Origin of the sequence: endosymbiont of Bathymodiolus septemdierum str. Myojin knoll, assembly GCF_001547755.1 — a bacterium.
Classification (GTDB): Bacteria; Pseudomonadota; Gammaproteobacteria; order PS1; family Pseudothioglobaceae; genus Thiodubiliella.
The window spans coordinates 1,208,599-1,225,182 of sequence record NZ_AP013042.1; the positions used below are offsets into that span (position 1 = coordinate 1,208,599).

Here is a 16,584-nt window from a genome sequence, read left to right on the forward strand (position 1 = left end):
TCCTAAATTATTAAATACCGCTATAACGCACACCAGTATTCAGATTTAAATCCGCTCTGATTTGCGTGCTTTGAACTTTTTTAAGCGTTTGATTGATTTTACTGCTTGCATCATACAAATCACCAAAAATCACTGCATCACTATCCACCGCTTCCGCACAGGCTGGCATCTCACCATTATCAACACGATGCACGCACATTGTGCAAGCTTCAACCGTACCTTTGCCACGGGGCATATGTTCTTTTTGGTCTGTTAAGTCTTCATGCACAAATGAACGAGATCCGTACGGACAAGCCATCATACAATAGCGACAACCAATACATAAATGTTTATCAACTAAGACTATGCCATCTTCTCGTTTCATTGAGGCGTTGGTTGGGCAAACATCCACGCAAGGTGGCTCTTCACAATGTTGGCACATCATTGGTAGTGCATCAATTTTACCTATCGCCTTGTCTTTTACTTTAACTTTTTTAATCCAATCTGGCTTTTGATCACCTGTGGAATGCTTTTCAGCGCCCCAGCCATTTTCTTCTTGACAGGCGTTAACCATATCGTCAATATTAGACTCGGTTAATTTATTGATATCAATCAACATACCCCAACGCTTTTCATTAGTCACTGGATTTTCATTGACAGCAGCAAATGTTGTCAAACTAATACCACTGGCAAGCGTTGCCACACCTGTTGTTGCAACGCTTGTATTTTTAATAAAGTCACGACGGTTTAATGTTGTACTCATTATAAATCCTCTTTTGGTGTTGTACGATGACAAGAAAAACAATCCAAACTGGTGCCGACTTTCTCATGGCAAGTTGAACAAAATTGGTCTGGTGCGTTGACTGGAATGTGTTCACCGTCCTTACTTGAACTGTGGCAATTAACACAAGCTTTCAATGAATTACGCTTAGTGCGAACACCTTGTCTTAGAGTTTTATCGCGCTTGTGCTTCAAAAACTCTGGGTGCATTTTTCTAATCTCAGCAAGACTCGGATGAATATCTCTACTCTTTCCTTCTTCCTTTAATTCAGTCGCTCTATCACCAAGATTAGTATGCTTATCGCTCCCATGCGCAAACACATTGGTAAAGGCTAAAGCCAATAAAATAATCGACAAATGTCTCATAATCGCTCTCATTAAATTAATTACTCGCCAAGTCCCATCTGGATATAACCTGTAGGGCATACATCAGCACAGATATGACAACCAATGCACTTATCATAGTCAGTGTCAACATAACGACCTAAGGTTGCTTTATCTTTCTTGACCTTGAATACCGCGTCTTGTGGGCAATACATTACACAGTTATCACACTCAAAACATAAGCCACAAGACATACAGCGACCTGCTTCTGCTTGTGCCTCTTCTTCGTTATAACCGATTAAACGCTCGTCAAAGTTGCCCAATACATTATCAACATCAACCAATTTATGGTTGCGCGCATTACGATCCTCATGGTCAAAATGACCTAAAAATAATTCTGTGTGTGGAATGATAGACGCAAATGAACGGTCTTCATAATTATGTACCGCATAATCAGCAGAATCTGTGCCTTGACTTAACTTACCATTTTCATAATCTGATGGCGCTAAATCCCACTCATTCAGTTTCTCCATTAAGTCAAAGTAATGCACATCAACTTTATTGCGTGATTTTTGGCTATTGCCATCAAGGTAATCACCGATACTTTCGGCAACAATACCCGCTTGACCAATCGCTGTTGTCAATAGGTGCGGACGCACAACATCGCCACAAACGAAGAATCCAGGCTTGTTTGGTACTTGAAAGTTTTTGTCAGCGTCAATAAAACCATGCTCATTGAAGAATGAATCATCCATACCTTCGCCATCAACACCTTGACCAATCGCAGGAACGATTAATTCGCATTCAACATCAAATTCAGAGCCTTCAATTGGCGTAGAGCCATCATCCTCTAAACGAATAAAACGCAATGCAGTTGCACGACCGTCAGCATCTTTAATGACTTCCACTGGCTGTAATTGCCCTTGGATTTCAACACCTTCACGATTAGCATCATCAATTTCTTCTTGTGCCGCTGGCATATTTTCAATAGTAGAACGCGTTGTTAACAACACATCCGCACCTAAACGCTTAGAGGTATCGACCACATCATGTGCGGTATCATCAAAAATAACGCGCTCAGGACGGTCTTTGTCAGCTGTGTTTTCAATGTTACCCAAACGACGGGCAACAGACACAACATCAATTGAAGTATCGCCACCACCAATACAAATCACCTTACCAGTGATATGCTTTAAACGACCTTGGTTGTAGGCTTCAAGGAATGCAACACCCGATACACAATTAGTCGCGTCGCCACCAGGAATTGGCAACATACGACCACTCATTGCACCGATTGCGAACAACACAGCATCATAGTCTTTTTCTAATTCTTCCATAGAAATATCAACACCCACTTTGGTGTTCATTTTGGTTTCAATACCCGTCTCAATAATACGGTCAATCTCATATTGCAACACATCGCGGGGCACACGGTAATCAGGGATTCCGTACATCATCATACCGCCCAATTGCTCGTATTTTTCAAACACGGTAACGCTATGACCTTGCTTACGCAACTGCAATGCCGCAGACAAACCACCACAACCACCACCAATAATCGCAACTTTCTTGCCGGTATCTTTGGCGTTAATTTCAAATTTGTAGCCTTCTTTTTTGGCATTGTCACCAATGAATTGCTCTACTGCATTAATGCCAACAGTATCTTCAACTTCGTTACGGTTACAACCGTCTTCACAGGGTGCTGGACAAACACGACCCATAACGGAAGGAAATGGGTTTGCATCCGTTGAACGACGGAATGCGTATTCCTGCCAAGACATATCAGCAGAAGGTTTTTCCATGCCGCGAACGATATCTAACCAACCACGAATATTGTGACCAGAAGGGCAAGAACCTTGACAAGGTGGCGTTTGACTGACATAAGTAGGACACTTGTGTGAAGTGTCATTTTGAAAAATCTTTTGGCTCCATGGCACTGAACTTAAATCATCACCCTCATTCTTAAACATTCTGAATGTGTGGTTTTCGCCTTTCTCAATTTGTCCGTACGGGTTCTTTTGCATTTTAAATCTCCTTGTCTATTTATTCTGCTTCTGCGGTTTCTGTTTCTACTTCTTCAGCCATTTTGGCATCTGAATCTTCTGTTTGTGGCTTATCCATAATAATTGCCTCACTCACCAATTGGTGGGCACTAACAATCATATAAGGGTCAAAGTCAAATTTTGGTAATACTTTGCTGAACTGTGATTTACAAATAGCACAAATAGCAACCAGTGTATTAACAGCATCGGTTTTTTCTACTTCTTTGAGTGCTTGCATTCTCGGCATTGCACCTTTAATACGAATCTCCATCAAGTCATCTGTCAATAGACCGCCACCGCCGCCACAACAGAAAGTTGATTCCATAATCGTACTTCTTTCCATGTCTACATAGTTATTACAAACGGCTTTAATCACTTCTCGTGGAAGGATAAATTGACCATTTGGAATGCCACCCATGTTGGTTGCACGGGCAACATTACACGAATCATGGAAAGTTACTGTTCTGTCATCATTCGCAGACTTATCAAATTTCAACTTACCGCGTTGAATTAAGTCATGCGTATATTCAATAATATGTTGTGGCTGTGGGTAGCGAGAATCTAATTGATTTTGTAATTTCATTGCATGCTCATCTGATGAATTTGCACCTGCACCAACACCTGACAAAGTGTTCCAGAAACTATAGGCAACACGCCAAGCATGCCCACATTCACCAACCATAACGCGGGAGACTTCTAAATCAAGTGCCGCCTTGCGGATTCTAAGCGCCGCTTTACGCATTACATCGTAAGAACCAATGAACATACCAAAGTTTGCACCTTCAGAAGCATAAGAGCTCAAGGTCCAACTCACGCCATCTTGATGGAAAACCTTACCGTAACCAATCAAACCGTCAATATGTGGCTCAGCAAAGAAGTCAGCTGATGGCGTAATCAATAAAATTTCCGCACCTTTTTGGTCTAAAGGGTACTTAACTGCAATACCCGTCTCTTCTTCAATTTCTTCCTCAAGGTCAAGCAAAGTATCGCGTAATGCTGGCTCAGGCAAACCTAAGTTATTGCCTACTGTGATTGCCTTACCTAAAATTTGGTTACAATATTTTTGACCTACGCCAACTGCATCCAATACTTCACGCGCAGCCATTGAGATTTCAGCAGTATCAATACCATAAGGACAAAACACTGAACAACGACGACATTGTGAACATTGGTGAAAATAGTTATACCAATCATCCAACATTGCGTCGTCTAATTCTTTTGCGCCTACCAATTTAGGAAAGTATTTACCGGCAAAGGTAAAATGGCGACGGTAAACGCTTCTGAATAAATCTTGACGAGCCACCGGCATATTTTTAGGATCGGACGAACCTAAGAAATAATGACACTTATCAGTGCAAGCACCGCATTTCACGCAAGCATCTAAAAATACTTGAACCGAACGATACTTGGATTTAAGTTCACCCATTTTATTAATGGCTACTTCTTGCCAATTATCAACTTTCTCACCTGGAAAGCCTAAAGGTGTTTGAAATTCTTCGACGGATTTGAACGGACCATCGCCGTCCATAATACCTTCTTGAATTTTAGGAATTTCTAAGTAAGTGGGTAATTTTGGTATTTCAAAGTCCTTAGCCATAATTCTTAATCCTTGCCTAATGTTTGCTCTAATTTAACTTCATGGTCTTGCTCTTGTTTTAACGCCCAAGGAGAAATGTGGCGTTTTTTGCGTGCATCATCTACTTGGTTACGCGTCGGGCTAAAGAATATACCCGGAACATGTAATAATTTTGAAATTGGAAACAATGCCAATAATAAAAATGCCAAGAAAATATGCACCAAGAAATGAACCTCTGTTGGTAAATTAGCCCAATCAAAAGTCAACAAACCCGAAGCAAACCCTTTCACCATAATCACATCAGTATGATTACTGGTAAATGTCATTACCACACCACTAACACCAATGACCAATATCAAAATTAGCATTAAATAATCAGACGGCGCTGAGATATAACGAATTCGTTCAACCGTAATACGACGGCCTAACAAACCAATCAGTCCGATTACCATTGCAAATGCTGCGTATTTAAAGGGCTGAACCAATAAAAACACCTCTGGTAGGTTGCCTGGCCAAAAATAACGAGCATGACGAATTAAAACCAGTAGCAAACCTACATGGAATAGCCAGCCAAACAACCAAGTCCATTTGTTAGATTTAAATAAACTCTCGAACAGCACAACTTCGCGTGCCATACGCATTACCACACCCGTTTGCGTTAACGGCGTCGGTGCAGTTGGAATTTTAAGAGGCGCAGGCGTAATCCAATACTGGTAAATCTTCCTTGCCATACCGACAACGAATATCACCAAGGATATATAAAATAAAGCCGTAAAAAAAATGCTTACTACTGACATATTACTCTCAAAAAATTCAAAAAATTTGGGAAAACATCCATTTAAAAATGAATGCTTTCAATCCTCAACAAGAAACCGAAGTTTCTCGGAGGTATTTAGATACAACCAGTTGGCTTAGGAAGGCCAGCAAAACGACAACCTTGCTTACCTGGGCCATAAGGGAATAAAGAATAAAGGTACTTAGAGTTGCCTTTTTCTTTACCGAATTGTTTACCAATTGCTTTAGTAAGTACGCGAACCGCTGGTGCGATTTGATATTCTTCAAAGTAATCGCGTAAGAAATTGATCACATCCCAATGCTCTTCAGATAACTCAATATCATCACCTTTTGCCATTTCTACAGCAATTTCTTTGTTCCAATCACCTAGGTTTACCAAGAAACCTTCTTCGTCTACTTCTGCTCCACATATTTCAGCCATTTTTTACTCCTTTTTATCTTAAAATTAAACAATATACAGCGACTTAAATCGCTATAACCACGAAACCGCTGTTCCGTGCTCTACTACTAAATCAACAAAGCCTTCATAGTCAACCAATTTAATGTTGTCTGCAACCTTTGATGAAATTCCTCTTGCGTCCACATCACCCTGCAACGCATACACTCTACCTTGTGCCGCCAAGTCGGCAAGCACTGAAGATTTTGTGTTTTTTGCAGCGGAAATAACGCCGTCTTCGATGAGTAAAATTACGCTTGTATCGTCAATCGTATTAACACAAGACTGTAATGAATTACGCTCAAAAACTGATTTGTTTACTGTATGTAACATAGTAACTACCCCTTAAAAACTTAAACAAACATCTTGCTCAGACATTATTTTAGTAAGTTCAGCGTTAGAAACAATCTTAACGCTTGGCTTTTCTGCCCAATCATCATCCTCATCTTCGTAAACCAAAGGCATAAGGTCATCTGCACTCAGTCCTCTTTCTTCCAAAGATTCAGCCGATACGAAAAGTTGGTTAATGTCATAGTCGCCAAGTGCATGATAGGTTTTAGAAAAGTTTTTCATACCAATACCATCTGTATTTTGACCTTTAACGATTTGATAAACACCATCGTCAATAAATGCCAAAGACACATCTTGCTCAAAAGCAGCAGCAATCAACACCACCTCTAATGACTCTAATGCATACACAGTACCATAAGGCGCCTTACGGTTTAAATACATAAATTTCTTTGTGCTCATCTTAGTCTCCAAATACCACTAAACGATCGGATTGAATGCCTGCTTCAATTAACTGACCTAAACCAGAGATACGAAACGCAGGATGAATATTATTACCTTCAATCGCATTCTTCCCAGCTTCAGCTTCATCAACCAAACCACGACGAAGTGCAGCAGCAATACAAACCACTAGCTCAGGCTCGCCATCCGCATTTTTAATATTTAATGATGCCCAATTATTGACAACATGACGATCGTCTTGTGGCGGCACGGTAAAGCGTGTCGCGTTATCAACGCCATCATGATAAAAGAACACACGAAAAATCTCGTGTCCTTTTGCAATTGCAGCCTTAGCAAACTGATACGCTGTATCAGATGCTTGGTGCTGGTATGGACCTTCGTTAACTTGAATAGAAATCTTCATTTTGACCAACCCTTAAAAACGAATATAAGCAGAAGAGTTCAACTGATGACGCGTACCTTTCCAGTCAGAAACATGGAATTTAGTAAACGGCAATCCAGTCTTCTCAAAGAATGCCGGCCAGCCAATACGCTCAACCCATTCTCCAACACGCTCCCAATCACGAGCATCGCCTTTATAAACGGCAAGAATTTTCTTAACAACGGCGCCAACTTCCGGCCATCTTGGTGGATTGTTTGGTAGACCTGCTGCCACAAGCTTCTGGAAAGAAGGCTTAGAACGCGCATTCGAGTGTTTACCACCAATCCAAATAGCAATCTTAGAATGCTCTGGATCGTTGATTTGCATCGGAGGACAAGGTGGGAAGCAAGCACCACAACAGATACATTTCTTCTCATCAACTTCCAAAGTAGGCTTGCCGTTAACCATCGCAGGACGAATCGCAGCAACAGGACAACGCGCAACAACCGTTGGTCGCTCGCAAACATTTGCCACTAAATCGTGGTTAATCTTTGGTGGCTTAGTATGTTGAATGTTAATCGCAATATCACCATGACCACCACAGTTAATTTGGCAACAAGAAGTGGTCATATGCACACGATTAGGCATTTCTTCTTTTTTATATTCATCATACAACTCATCCATCAATGCTTTAACAACACCTGATGCATCGGTTCCTGGGATATCACAATGCAACCAACCTTGAGTATGTGAAATCATTGATACGGTTGGTCCTGTTCCACCTACTGGAAAGCCAGCAGATTCTAATGCTTCAATCAATGGTGCAACTTTTTCTTCCTTGTCAACCATAAATTCAACATTTGAACGAATAGTGAAGCGGATATAGCCATCGCCAAATTCATCAGCAATATCTGCTAATTTTTTAATAGTGTAAACATCCATTTGTCTTTGTGTGCCACAACGAACAGTCCAAATTTCTTCATTATGCTTTGAAGTATGGTGTAATACACCTGGACGAGGACGGTCATGGTAAGCCCATGCGCCATAGTTACGACGCATTGTTGGGTGCATATATTGTACAGGATCAGGACAACCTGATTCGATAGGCATTCTAACTGGTTCAGCCATAATATTTTCTCCTAAATTTCTTAATTAAATAAATTACGCGTTTGCTTCGGCTTTGTTTTCAAACCATTTAACCGCTTCTTCGTCCCATTTGTCCATACGAACATATGACATATAACGAGGCGAGTTAACCATGTTAGGATTAACATCTAAGCCAATACCTTCCATGAAGTTTACAATACCGATGCGCTCAATCATTTCACCAGTGCGCTCGTGCTCTAGTGCATTTTCAGCGAAGAAATCAATCACTTCACCTGCTAATTCTTCGATTGCCTCATAATCCTCTTCAGTTTCAAGTTTCATAAATGGCACAACAACCGTACCAAATAAGTCACCAATCTTCAATGTGCGTTTTCCACCCATACAGATAGTAACGCCTTTGTCGTCGCCCGTCGCTAAGATTGCACCTTCGGCAGCATCACTAATATACTTATGTGTCAATGGTGAGGTTGCATTTAAACAATGCATACACTTGACGCAGTTTTTATTGTCAATTGTCAATGAAGTATCAGATTCAATCTTCATTGCTTGCGTTGGACAACGAGAAGTAATGTTGTCAACCACATAGTCCATACCTTTGTCCGCTACCATTGCTTTCCATGCGTCTTGGTTGATTTTAATATCATCTCTCCAAGTGCCGATGGTTGAAAAGTCTGAACGCTCAATAGAGTTCATACAGTCGTTTGCACAACCTGAAACTTTAAATTTCATTTTGTATGGCAATGCTGGTCTGTGCATATCGTCAAGGAATGCATTAACCAATGTACGCAATGCAGCTTGCTCATTCGTGTTTGACATTTCACAACGCGAAGCGCCTACACATGACATACCCGTACGAACCGCAGGACCTGCACCACCCATATCAAAACCATAGTCGTTAAATTTGTTGAAAATAGTTTGTGTTGTTTCTTCACTTGCGCCTTGCAACATAATATCACCTGACTGACCATGGAATGCGATCAAGCCAGAACCGCCATTGTCAACAAACATATCACACATATCTCTTAATAATTTAGAGGTGTAATGCATACCTGCTGGCGGTTGAATTCTTAAGGTGTGAAATTCACCTGCGTCTTTAAATTTATATTCGCCTTCTTCGTTTTTAAGTTCGTTAAAGCGAGGAATTACACCGCCACCATAACCAACAACACCAACTGTGCCACCTTTCCAGTAACCTTTTTTAGTTACATAAGAGGTTTCAAGTGTTGCCAAAACATCACGAACCATGCTTGCGCCAGCGTGATCGTCTTGTGCAAGACGCTTAAGACCTGTTACAAACGAAGGCCATGGACCATTTTCCAACTCATCAAGGTTGGGCGTGTTATATAACTCTTTTGCCATTTTATTTCTCCAATAATTTTAATAAATTTCCTAATCCCCAAGAAAAGGAAATGTGAACGGGAGATATTATACGCAAATACCAAAAAATACCAAGATTTATTCGTGTTTTATTAGTGGTATTTAAGACTATCCCTTAGGAGGTATAAGACAATAAAAAAAGCGTGGTTACTTTTTTAGAATAAGTGCAATGACAATAAAACCAATGCCAGTTAATACAGGTGCAATAATGCCATTAGTAACGCCAACAACTATCATACTGAGTGCAATTATTAAGAGTAGTATTAATAGGTATTTCATGTTAAATAGTCGTTAACTTTAGCGGCGACGCCACGACCTTCGTTAATCGCCCAAACGACTAATGACTGACCACGACGGCAATCGCCAGCTGTGAAAATACCTTTTTTAGAGGTGGCGTATTCGCCATAGTTGGCTTGGTAATTGCCGTGTTTATCTAAATCAATGTTTGCATCGGTGCTTAAATAATGTTCTGGTGCGGTGAAACCCATAGATAATAAAACCAATTGCGTGTTCCAGGTTTTTTCACTGCCGTTAATTTCAATCAACTTGCCGTCTTTGAAATCAACATTCACCGTATTTAATCCAATAACTTTGCCCTCTGCATCTTTATTAAATGACTTGGTCAGCAAATGATATTGCCTCGGATCTGTGCCAAAAACTTTTGTGGCTTCTTCGTGTCCATAATCCACACGATAAATCAACGGCCAGAGTGGCCAAGGGTTGTTTTCCGCGCGATTTTTAGGTGGTTTGCCCATGAGTTCAAAATTCACAATCGATTTCGCACCTTGTCGCAACGCCGTGCCGATACAATCCGTACCTGTATCGCCACCGCCAATAACAATCACATCCTTATCTTTGGCGGACAAGTTTGATTCATCGGCGTGTCCAGTGTTTAATAAACTCTGCGTATTCGCCGTCAAATATTCCATTGCCAAATGCACACCTTGGGCATCGCGATTGTCCACTGGTAAATCACGCGCCTTGGTTGCACCCGTGGTAAACACCAAAGCATCGAAATCTTTTTGTAATTGCTTAGTCGTTACATCCTTGCCGACATTGACATTGGTAATAAACGCAATCCCCGATGCTTTTAGCAGATCCACACGGCGGGCAACCACATCTTTGCCAAGTTTCATATTAGGAATGCCGTACATTAGTAAGCCACCAATTCTATCGGCACGCTCAAAAACAGTCACGCTATGCCCCAACTTGTTTAATTCTTCTGCTGTCGCCAAACCCGCAGGACCCGAGCCAACCACTGCGACTTTTTTACCTGTACGCTTTGAGACGATATGCGGCTGAATCCAGCCTTCTTCAAAACCACGGTCAACAATCGCCTGTTCAATATTTTTAATTGTTACTGCTGGATTGTTTATCCCTAGCACGCACGCACCCTCACAAGGCGCAGGACAGACGCGCCCAGTAAACTCAGGGAAATTATTAGTCTTATGTAATCGCACCAACGCTTCTTGCCACTTATCGTGATACACCAAATCATTCCACTCAGGAATTAAATTATCGACAGGGCAGCCGTTGTTCGACTGACAAAACGGCACACCGCAATCCATACATCTTGCACCTTGATTTTGCAGATGGGCAACATCGTGCGCCCCTGAAAATATTTCATCATAATCCTTAAGTCGCAAATCCACAGGGCGATACGCCTCTGTTTTTCTATCAAATTCCTTAAAGCCTGTTATTTTTCCCATGACAAAATCTATACTTAACAAAAGTGCATAATTATATCTTGTTTAACAATCATAATGACTGTATAATTGCCCCTTTTTAAAGATTTGAACGAAGGAATACAGTCATGAATATAATTGACCAAATTGAAAACGAACAATTAAGAACGGACCTCCCTGCGTTCGCATCAGGCGACACAATTATTGTCCAAGTGAAGGTGCGTGAAGGCGACCGCGAAAGATTACAAGCATTTGAAGGCGTGGTAATTGCTAAGAAAAACCGTGGTATCGGTTCAGCATTTACCGTGAGAAAAATTTCTCATGGCGAAGGCGTTGAGCGTGTTTTTCAAACCCATTCAAAAATGATTGACTCAGTAGAGGTCAAACGACGCGGTAAAGTTCGTCAAGCAAAGTTATATTATCTTCGTGGGCTTACAGGTAAAAAAGCAAGAATTAAAGAAAAGTTGGCTGCTAGGAAATAATAGCGAACCAAGTTTTTTAGAAATACCGACACTGCGTCGGTATTTTTTTGTCTAATATCATTTTCAAAAATAAAATGAATAATATAGTGCTTATAATCGCCCAAGCATTATCAGTAAAAATCCCTATGTTACTGATTGATAACATTGAAATTTTTACTGATAATGCTTGGGATGAGAATGCGCGCTAGATTGTTTAGTTTATTTTTGAAATTGGTATAGAATTTAATAATGGAAAACAACCCAGCTATTATCGACCAATTCCTTGACCACTACTGGCTTTCTACTGGTGCCAGTCACAACACCTTGTCTGCCTATCGCTCCGATCTAAAAATATTCTCAAAGTGGCTAAATCATCCATTAGAATCTGTGGAAGACACCATAATCAACGACTATTTCAAATACCGTTCACTCAACCCAGCCACTCAAGCACGCATCCTTACCTGCTTAGGTACTTTTTATAATTATTTAGTCGCTACAAAAATCATTGCTATTAACCCCACCGAAAAACTCCACCAACCCAAACAAGGGCAAAAACTCCCTACCTTTCTCAACATCAACGAAGTAGAATCCCTATTAGATGCCCCGGATGAAAAAACTGGTTTCGGCATGCGCGACCGTGCTATGTTAGAACTGTTATATTCCTGTGGATTACGCGTCTCAGAACTCGTCAACTTAGAATGCCACAACCTAAATCTAAACGAAGAATACATTCGCATTCACGGCAAGGGCAACAAAGAGCGCATACTCCCAATGGGCGAAGTGGCAATGGATTACCTTACCATCTACGAAAAAAAATCCCGCCCCTTTCTGCTAAAAAATGGCCAGAACAATGCCTATTTCCTTAGTAATCGCGGTGCAGGCATGAGCCGTCAAAACTTCTTTTACATCATTAAGTCCTACGCCGTAAAAGCTGGGATTGACAAACCTCTCTCCCCACATACCCTTCGACACGCCTTTGCCACCCACCTAGTGCAACAAGGCGCTGACCTTCGCAGCGTACAACTTATGTTAGGGCATAGTGATATTTCTACCACACAGATTTACACTCATATCCAAAATACCCAACTTAAATCTCAACATCGTAAGCATCACCCTCGCGGCTAATTTTATACAGCTACATTTGTCTGAGATTGCGCACCTAATGGAACTTTTTCAGTGCGTAGCCTCAGTTTAGATATATTCGACTTCTAAAATTTCGTATTGAATTTTACCAGCTGGCGCGTTGACAGTTACTTCGTCACCTTCTTCGTTGCCGAGTAAGGCGCTGGCAATTGGGGAGTGGCAGGAGATTTTTTTGAGGGTGATATCAGATTCATCTTCACCGACGATTTGGTAGGTGATTTCGCTGTCATCTTTGAGGTTCATCAGCGTAACGGTGGTGCCAAAAACGCAGCGACCGTCTTGATTTAGTTTAGCAACATCAATAACCTGCATACGCGAGAGTTTTGACTCAATTTCTTTGATGCGACCTTCGATGAAACCCTGCTCTTCTTTGGCAGCATGGTATTCGGCATTTTCTTTTAGGTCGCCATGTGCACGAGCGGTGGCAATTTCTTCAACGATACGGGGGCGTTCAATATCTTTTAGATTGCGTAATTCTACTTCTAAAGCTTTTGCGCCTGCGACGGTCATTGGTATATTTTCCATATTGCCTCCTAACGATTAAGTGATTGCACCGTTCTCACGGTGATTGTATCATGGGTTTTTAAACCGTCTAGCATTGCGAATGCCGCTGCCACTGTGGTGGTGAATGGTACCTTATGAACTAATGCCTGACGGCGAATTTCTGCAGCATCTTCTGCACCTTGGGTGTCTTCGGTGGAATTAATAATTAAATCAATTTCTTTATTTTTAATCCTATCAACGATATGTGGAGAGCCTTCGGAAACTTTATTGACAACTTCACAGTCTAAGCCTGCCTCGGTCAAAATGTCTTTATTGCTACGCGTGGCGACCAAGGTAAAACCTTGTTTGACTAAAGACTTACCTAAGTCAACTAAATCATCTCGGTCTAATCTGCGTAAACTAACGAAAGCTTTACCGTCTTTTGGTGCACGACTGCCAGCGGCAAGTTGTGCTTTGTCAAAGGCAGAAGCGAAATCATCACCGATACCCATTACTTCACCAGTTGAGCGCATTTCTGGACCTAAAATTGGATCAACACCTAAGAATTTGTTAAATGGAAATACTGCCTCTTTGACGCTAAAATGTTTTGGAATAATTTCTTCGGTGAAGTTTAACACTTTTAAAGTTTTTCCTGACATAACACGGGCTGCAATATTAGCCAGTGGTTGACCAATTGCCTTAGAAACGAATGGCACAGTGCGTGAGGCGCGTGGGTTGACTTCAATAATATAAATTTCACCATCTTGGTATGCCATTTGCGTGTTCATTAAACCAATAACACCCAGTTTTTTTGCCATGGCAACGACTTGCATACGCATTTCGTCTAATACATCGTCAGGTAATGAGTAAGGTGGCAACGAACAAGCGGAATCGCCTGAGTGGATGCCTGCTTGCTCAATGTGTTGCATAATACCACCGATAACCACCTCTTCGCCGTCGCAAATAACATCAATATCAACCTCAATCGCATGGTCAAGAAATGAATCTAATAAAACAGGCGAGTCGTTAGACACTTGCACAGCGGTGTGCATATAGTGGTCAAGACTTTCCTTGTCATAGACGATTTCCATTGCACGACCGCCTAAAACATAAGAGGGACGAACGACCAATGGGAAGCCGATACCGTCGGCAATGTCTTGCGCTTGTTCTAATGAACGAGCAGTGCCATTTAATGGTTGCTTTAAGTCTAACTCTTGTAACATTTTAGAGAATCGTTCGCGGTCTTCAGCAAGGTCAATCGCATCAGGGCTAGTGCCAATAATATTAGCACCACTTTTCTCCAAGGCTTCAGCAAGTTTCAGTGGTGTTTGCCCGCCGTAATGGACGATAATGCCTTCTGGATTTTCGATTTCAATAACAGATAAAACATCTTCGAGCGTTAATGGCTCGAAATATAAGCGGTCAGAAATGTCGTAATCGGTGGAAACGGTTTCAGGGTTGCAGTTGACCATAATGGTTTCGTATCCGTCAGCACGCAACGCTAAAGAAGCGTGAACACAACAGTAATCAAACTCAATGCCTTGCCCAATGCGGTTCGGTCCACCACCCAAAATCATAATCTTTTTCTTGTCAGTTGGATTGGCTTCGCATTGCTGCTGGTAGGTTGAATAGAGATATGCGGTTTGTGTGTCAAATTCTGCAGCACAACTGTCAACACGCTTAAAAACAGGTTTAATATTTAAAGCTTTGCGTCGTTCACGCACTGAAGATTCACTACAATTACACAATTGGGCTAAACGGGAATCGGAAAAACCTTTGCGTTTTAAGTCAAATAATGCATCCGCATCAATGTCGGTAATGTCACTGCCATTAATTTGCATTTCGCTGGAAACGATGTCTTGAATTTGTGCCAAAAACCACGGGTCAACCTTAGATAAGTCAAAGACTTCTTCTAGTGTCATGCCCCATCTGAATGCATCGGCTAAATAAAAAATGCGTTCACTACGAGCAGTGATACATTCTGATCTGATTTTATTTTTTGCATCATTGGCACCTAAATCAACGATTGGGTCTAATCCTACTTTGTCCGTCTCCAACCCCCGCAAGGCTTTTTGCAAGGACTCTTGAAAAGTTGAGCCGATTGCCATTACTTCACCCACAGATTTCATTTGCGTCGTTAAACGATCATCTGCTTTTGGAAATTTTTCAAAAGCAAATCTTGGGATTTTAGTAACCACATAATCAATACTTGGCTCAAATGATGCTGGTGTTTTTCCACCTGTAATATCATTATCTAATTCATCTAATGTGTAACCTACGGCAAGTTTTGCAGCGACTTTTGCGATTGGAAAACCTGTTGCTTTTGATGCCAAAGCCGATGAACGCGATACCCGTGGGTTCATTTCAATAATGGTTAAACGACCATCTTTAGGATTGAGAGCAAATTGTACATTTGAACCGCCTGTGTCCACGCCGATTTCACGCAACACTGCTAATGATGCATCGCGCATTACTTGATATTCTTTGTCGGTTAAAGTTTGTGCAGGAGCAACAGTAATTGAGTCGCCTGTGTGAATTCCCATTGGGTCAAAATTTTCAATCGAACAAATAATAATACAGTTGTCCTTGGTATCACGCACCACCTCCATTTCGAATTCTTTCCAGCCTAAAATGGACTCCTCAACCAGCAATTCATTGGTTGGCGAAAGATCCAAACCGCGCTTACAAATCTCAATAAATTCATCTTCGTTATAAGCAATACCACCGCCCGATCCCCCCATGGTAAACGATGGACGAATAACGGTTGGGTAGCCGACAGTTTCTTGCACGGCAAACGCCTCTTCCATATTGTGCGCAACGGCTGCTTTCGGCATATCTAAGCCAATTTTAAGCATTGCCTCGCGGAATAAGTCACGGTCCTCAGCTTTATCAATCGCTTCTTTTTTAGCGCCAATCATCTCTACGCCGTGTTTTTTTAACACGCCATGACGCTCCAAGTCTAGTGCGCAATTCAGTGCTGTTTGCCCGCCCATCGTTGGCAGTAGCGCATCTGGCTTTTCAACTTCAATGATTTTCTCAACCGTACGCCACTCAATCGGTTCGATATAGGTTGCATCCGCCATTTGCGGGTCGGTCATAATCGTGGCTGGATTGGAATTGACCAAAATAACCCTATACCCTTCCTCACGTAAGGCAGTGCAGGCTTGCGCGCCTGAATAATCAAACTCACAGGCTTGTCCGATAACAATCGGACCTGCGCCAATGATTAGGATACTTTTAAGGTCTTGTCTTTTAGGCATTGTCTATTTTTTTAAATTAGGTTAG

At 41.5% G+C, this 16,584-nt stretch carries 17 protein-coding genes; 2 read left to right on the plus strand and 15 right to left on the minus strand.

Annotated features, from left to right (window positions below):
• Window positions 1–10: 10 nt before the first annotated feature.
• From dsrO to BSEPE_RS06415, 13 genes are all read right to left on the minus strand, one after another.
• Window positions 11–742: a sulfate reduction electron transfer complex DsrMKJOP subunit DsrO gene (dsrO, locus tag BSEPE_RS06360; protein ID WP_066045245.1), complete on the minus strand. Its 732-nt coding sequence runs from the start codon at window positions 740–742 to the stop codon at window positions 11–13.
• Window positions 742–1,125: a sulfur reduction protein DsrJ gene (locus BSEPE_RS06365; RefSeq protein WP_066045246.1), complete on the minus strand. Its 384-nt coding sequence runs from the start codon at window positions 1,123–1,125 to the stop codon at window positions 742–744. Before BSEPE_RS06365 ends, dsrO begins: the two co-directional genes overlap by 1 nt.
• A 20-nt stretch (window positions 1,126–1,145) precedes the next feature.
• Window positions 1,146–3,107 (minus strand): NAD(P)-binding protein, encoded by a 1,962-nt coding sequence (locus BSEPE_RS06370; protein ID WP_066045248.1) that lies wholly within the window; start codon window positions 3,105–3,107, stop codon window positions 1,146–1,148.
• 19 nt (window positions 3,108–3,126) lie between these two features.
• On the minus strand, window positions 3,127–4,722 hold the full coding sequence (dsrK, locus tag BSEPE_RS06375; protein WP_066045250.1) for a sulfate reduction electron transfer complex DsrMKJOP subunit DsrK: 1,596 nt from the start codon (window positions 4,720–4,722) through the stop codon (window positions 3,127–3,129).
• A gap of 5 nt (window positions 4,723–4,727) precedes the next feature.
• Window positions 4,728–5,498, minus strand: coding sequence for a respiratory nitrate reductase subunit gamma (locus BSEPE_RS06380; RefSeq protein WP_066045252.1), 771 nt, complete (start codon window positions 5,496–5,498; stop codon window positions 4,728–4,730).
• Between the two features lie 95 nt (window positions 5,499–5,593).
• Window positions 5,594–5,917: a TusE/DsrC/DsvC family sulfur relay protein gene (locus tag BSEPE_RS06385; protein ID WP_066045254.1), complete on the minus strand. Its 324-nt coding sequence runs from the start codon at window positions 5,915–5,917 to the stop codon at window positions 5,594–5,596.
• Between the two features lie 51 nt (window positions 5,918–5,968).
• A complete protein-coding gene (gene tusB, locus BSEPE_RS06390) occupies window positions 5,969–6,265 on the minus strand; it encodes a sulfurtransferase complex subunit TusB (RefSeq protein ID WP_066045256.1) in 297 nt (98 codons plus the stop codon).
• A gap of 12 nt (window positions 6,266–6,277) precedes the next feature.
• A complete protein-coding gene (gene tusC / locus BSEPE_RS06395) occupies window positions 6,278–6,682 on the minus strand; it encodes a sulfurtransferase complex subunit TusC (protein ID WP_066045258.1) in 405 nt (134 codons plus the stop codon).
• 1 nt (window position 6,683) lies between these two features.
• Window positions 6,684–7,085, minus strand: a complete 402-nt coding sequence (gene tusD, locus BSEPE_RS06400; protein WP_066045260.1) for a sulfurtransferase complex subunit TusD — start codon at window positions 7,083–7,085, stop codon at window positions 6,684–6,686.
• A 12-nt stretch (window positions 7,086–7,097) separates the two neighbouring features.
• Window positions 7,098–8,171 carry a dissimilatory-type sulfite reductase subunit beta gene (dsrB, locus tag BSEPE_RS06405; protein WP_066045263.1) on the minus strand — a complete coding sequence of 358 codons (1,074 nt, stop codon included), beginning with the start codon at window positions 8,169–8,171 and terminating at the stop codon, window positions 7,098–7,100.
• A 33-nt stretch (window positions 8,172–8,204) separates the two neighbouring features.
• Window positions 8,205–9,509 carry a dissimilatory-type sulfite reductase subunit alpha gene (gene dsrA / locus BSEPE_RS06410; RefSeq protein ID WP_066045264.1) on the minus strand — a complete coding sequence of 435 codons (1,305 nt, stop codon included), beginning with the start codon at window positions 9,507–9,509 and terminating at the stop codon, window positions 8,205–8,207.
• Window positions 9,510–9,674: 165 nt separating this feature from the next.
• On the minus strand, window positions 9,675–9,806 hold the full coding sequence (locus BSEPE_RS08210; protein WP_269450656.1) for a hypothetical protein: 132 nt from the start codon (window positions 9,804–9,806) through the stop codon (window positions 9,675–9,677).
• Window positions 9,803–11,236, minus strand: coding sequence for a glutamate synthase subunit beta (locus BSEPE_RS06415; protein ID WP_066045266.1), 1,434 nt, complete (start codon window positions 11,234–11,236; stop codon window positions 9,803–9,805). Before BSEPE_RS06415 ends, BSEPE_RS08210 begins: the two co-directional genes overlap by 4 nt.
• A 104-nt stretch (window positions 11,237–11,340) precedes the next feature.
• Here BSEPE_RS06415 and rplS point away from each other — a divergent pair, with 104 nt between their 5' ends.
• On the plus strand, window positions 11,341–11,694 hold the full coding sequence (rplS, locus tag BSEPE_RS06420) for a 50S ribosomal protein L19 (protein WP_066045268.1): 354 nt from the start codon (window positions 11,341–11,343) through the stop codon (window positions 11,692–11,694).
• 228 nt (window positions 11,695–11,922) lie between these two features.
• On the plus strand, window positions 11,923–12,798 hold the full coding sequence (xerD, locus tag BSEPE_RS06425) for a site-specific tyrosine recombinase XerD (RefSeq protein WP_066045270.1): 876 nt from the start codon (window positions 11,923–11,925) through the stop codon (window positions 12,796–12,798).
• Window positions 12,799–12,864: 66 nt separating this feature from the next.
• Here xerD and greA read toward each other — a convergent pair whose 3' ends face one another.
• Together greA and carB are read right to left on the minus strand one after the other, a co-directional pair.
• Complete coding sequence (greA, locus tag BSEPE_RS06430; RefSeq protein WP_066045272.1) at window positions 12,865–13,341, minus strand: transcription elongation factor GreA; 477 nt, start codon at window positions 13,339–13,341, stop codon at window positions 12,865–12,867.
• Between the two features lie 8 nt (window positions 13,342–13,349).
• On the minus strand, window positions 13,350–16,559 hold the full coding sequence (gene carB, locus BSEPE_RS06435) for a carbamoyl-phosphate synthase large subunit (RefSeq protein WP_066045274.1): 3,210 nt from the start codon (window positions 16,557–16,559) through the stop codon (window positions 13,350–13,352).
• Window positions 16,560–16,584 lie beyond the last annotated feature (25 nt).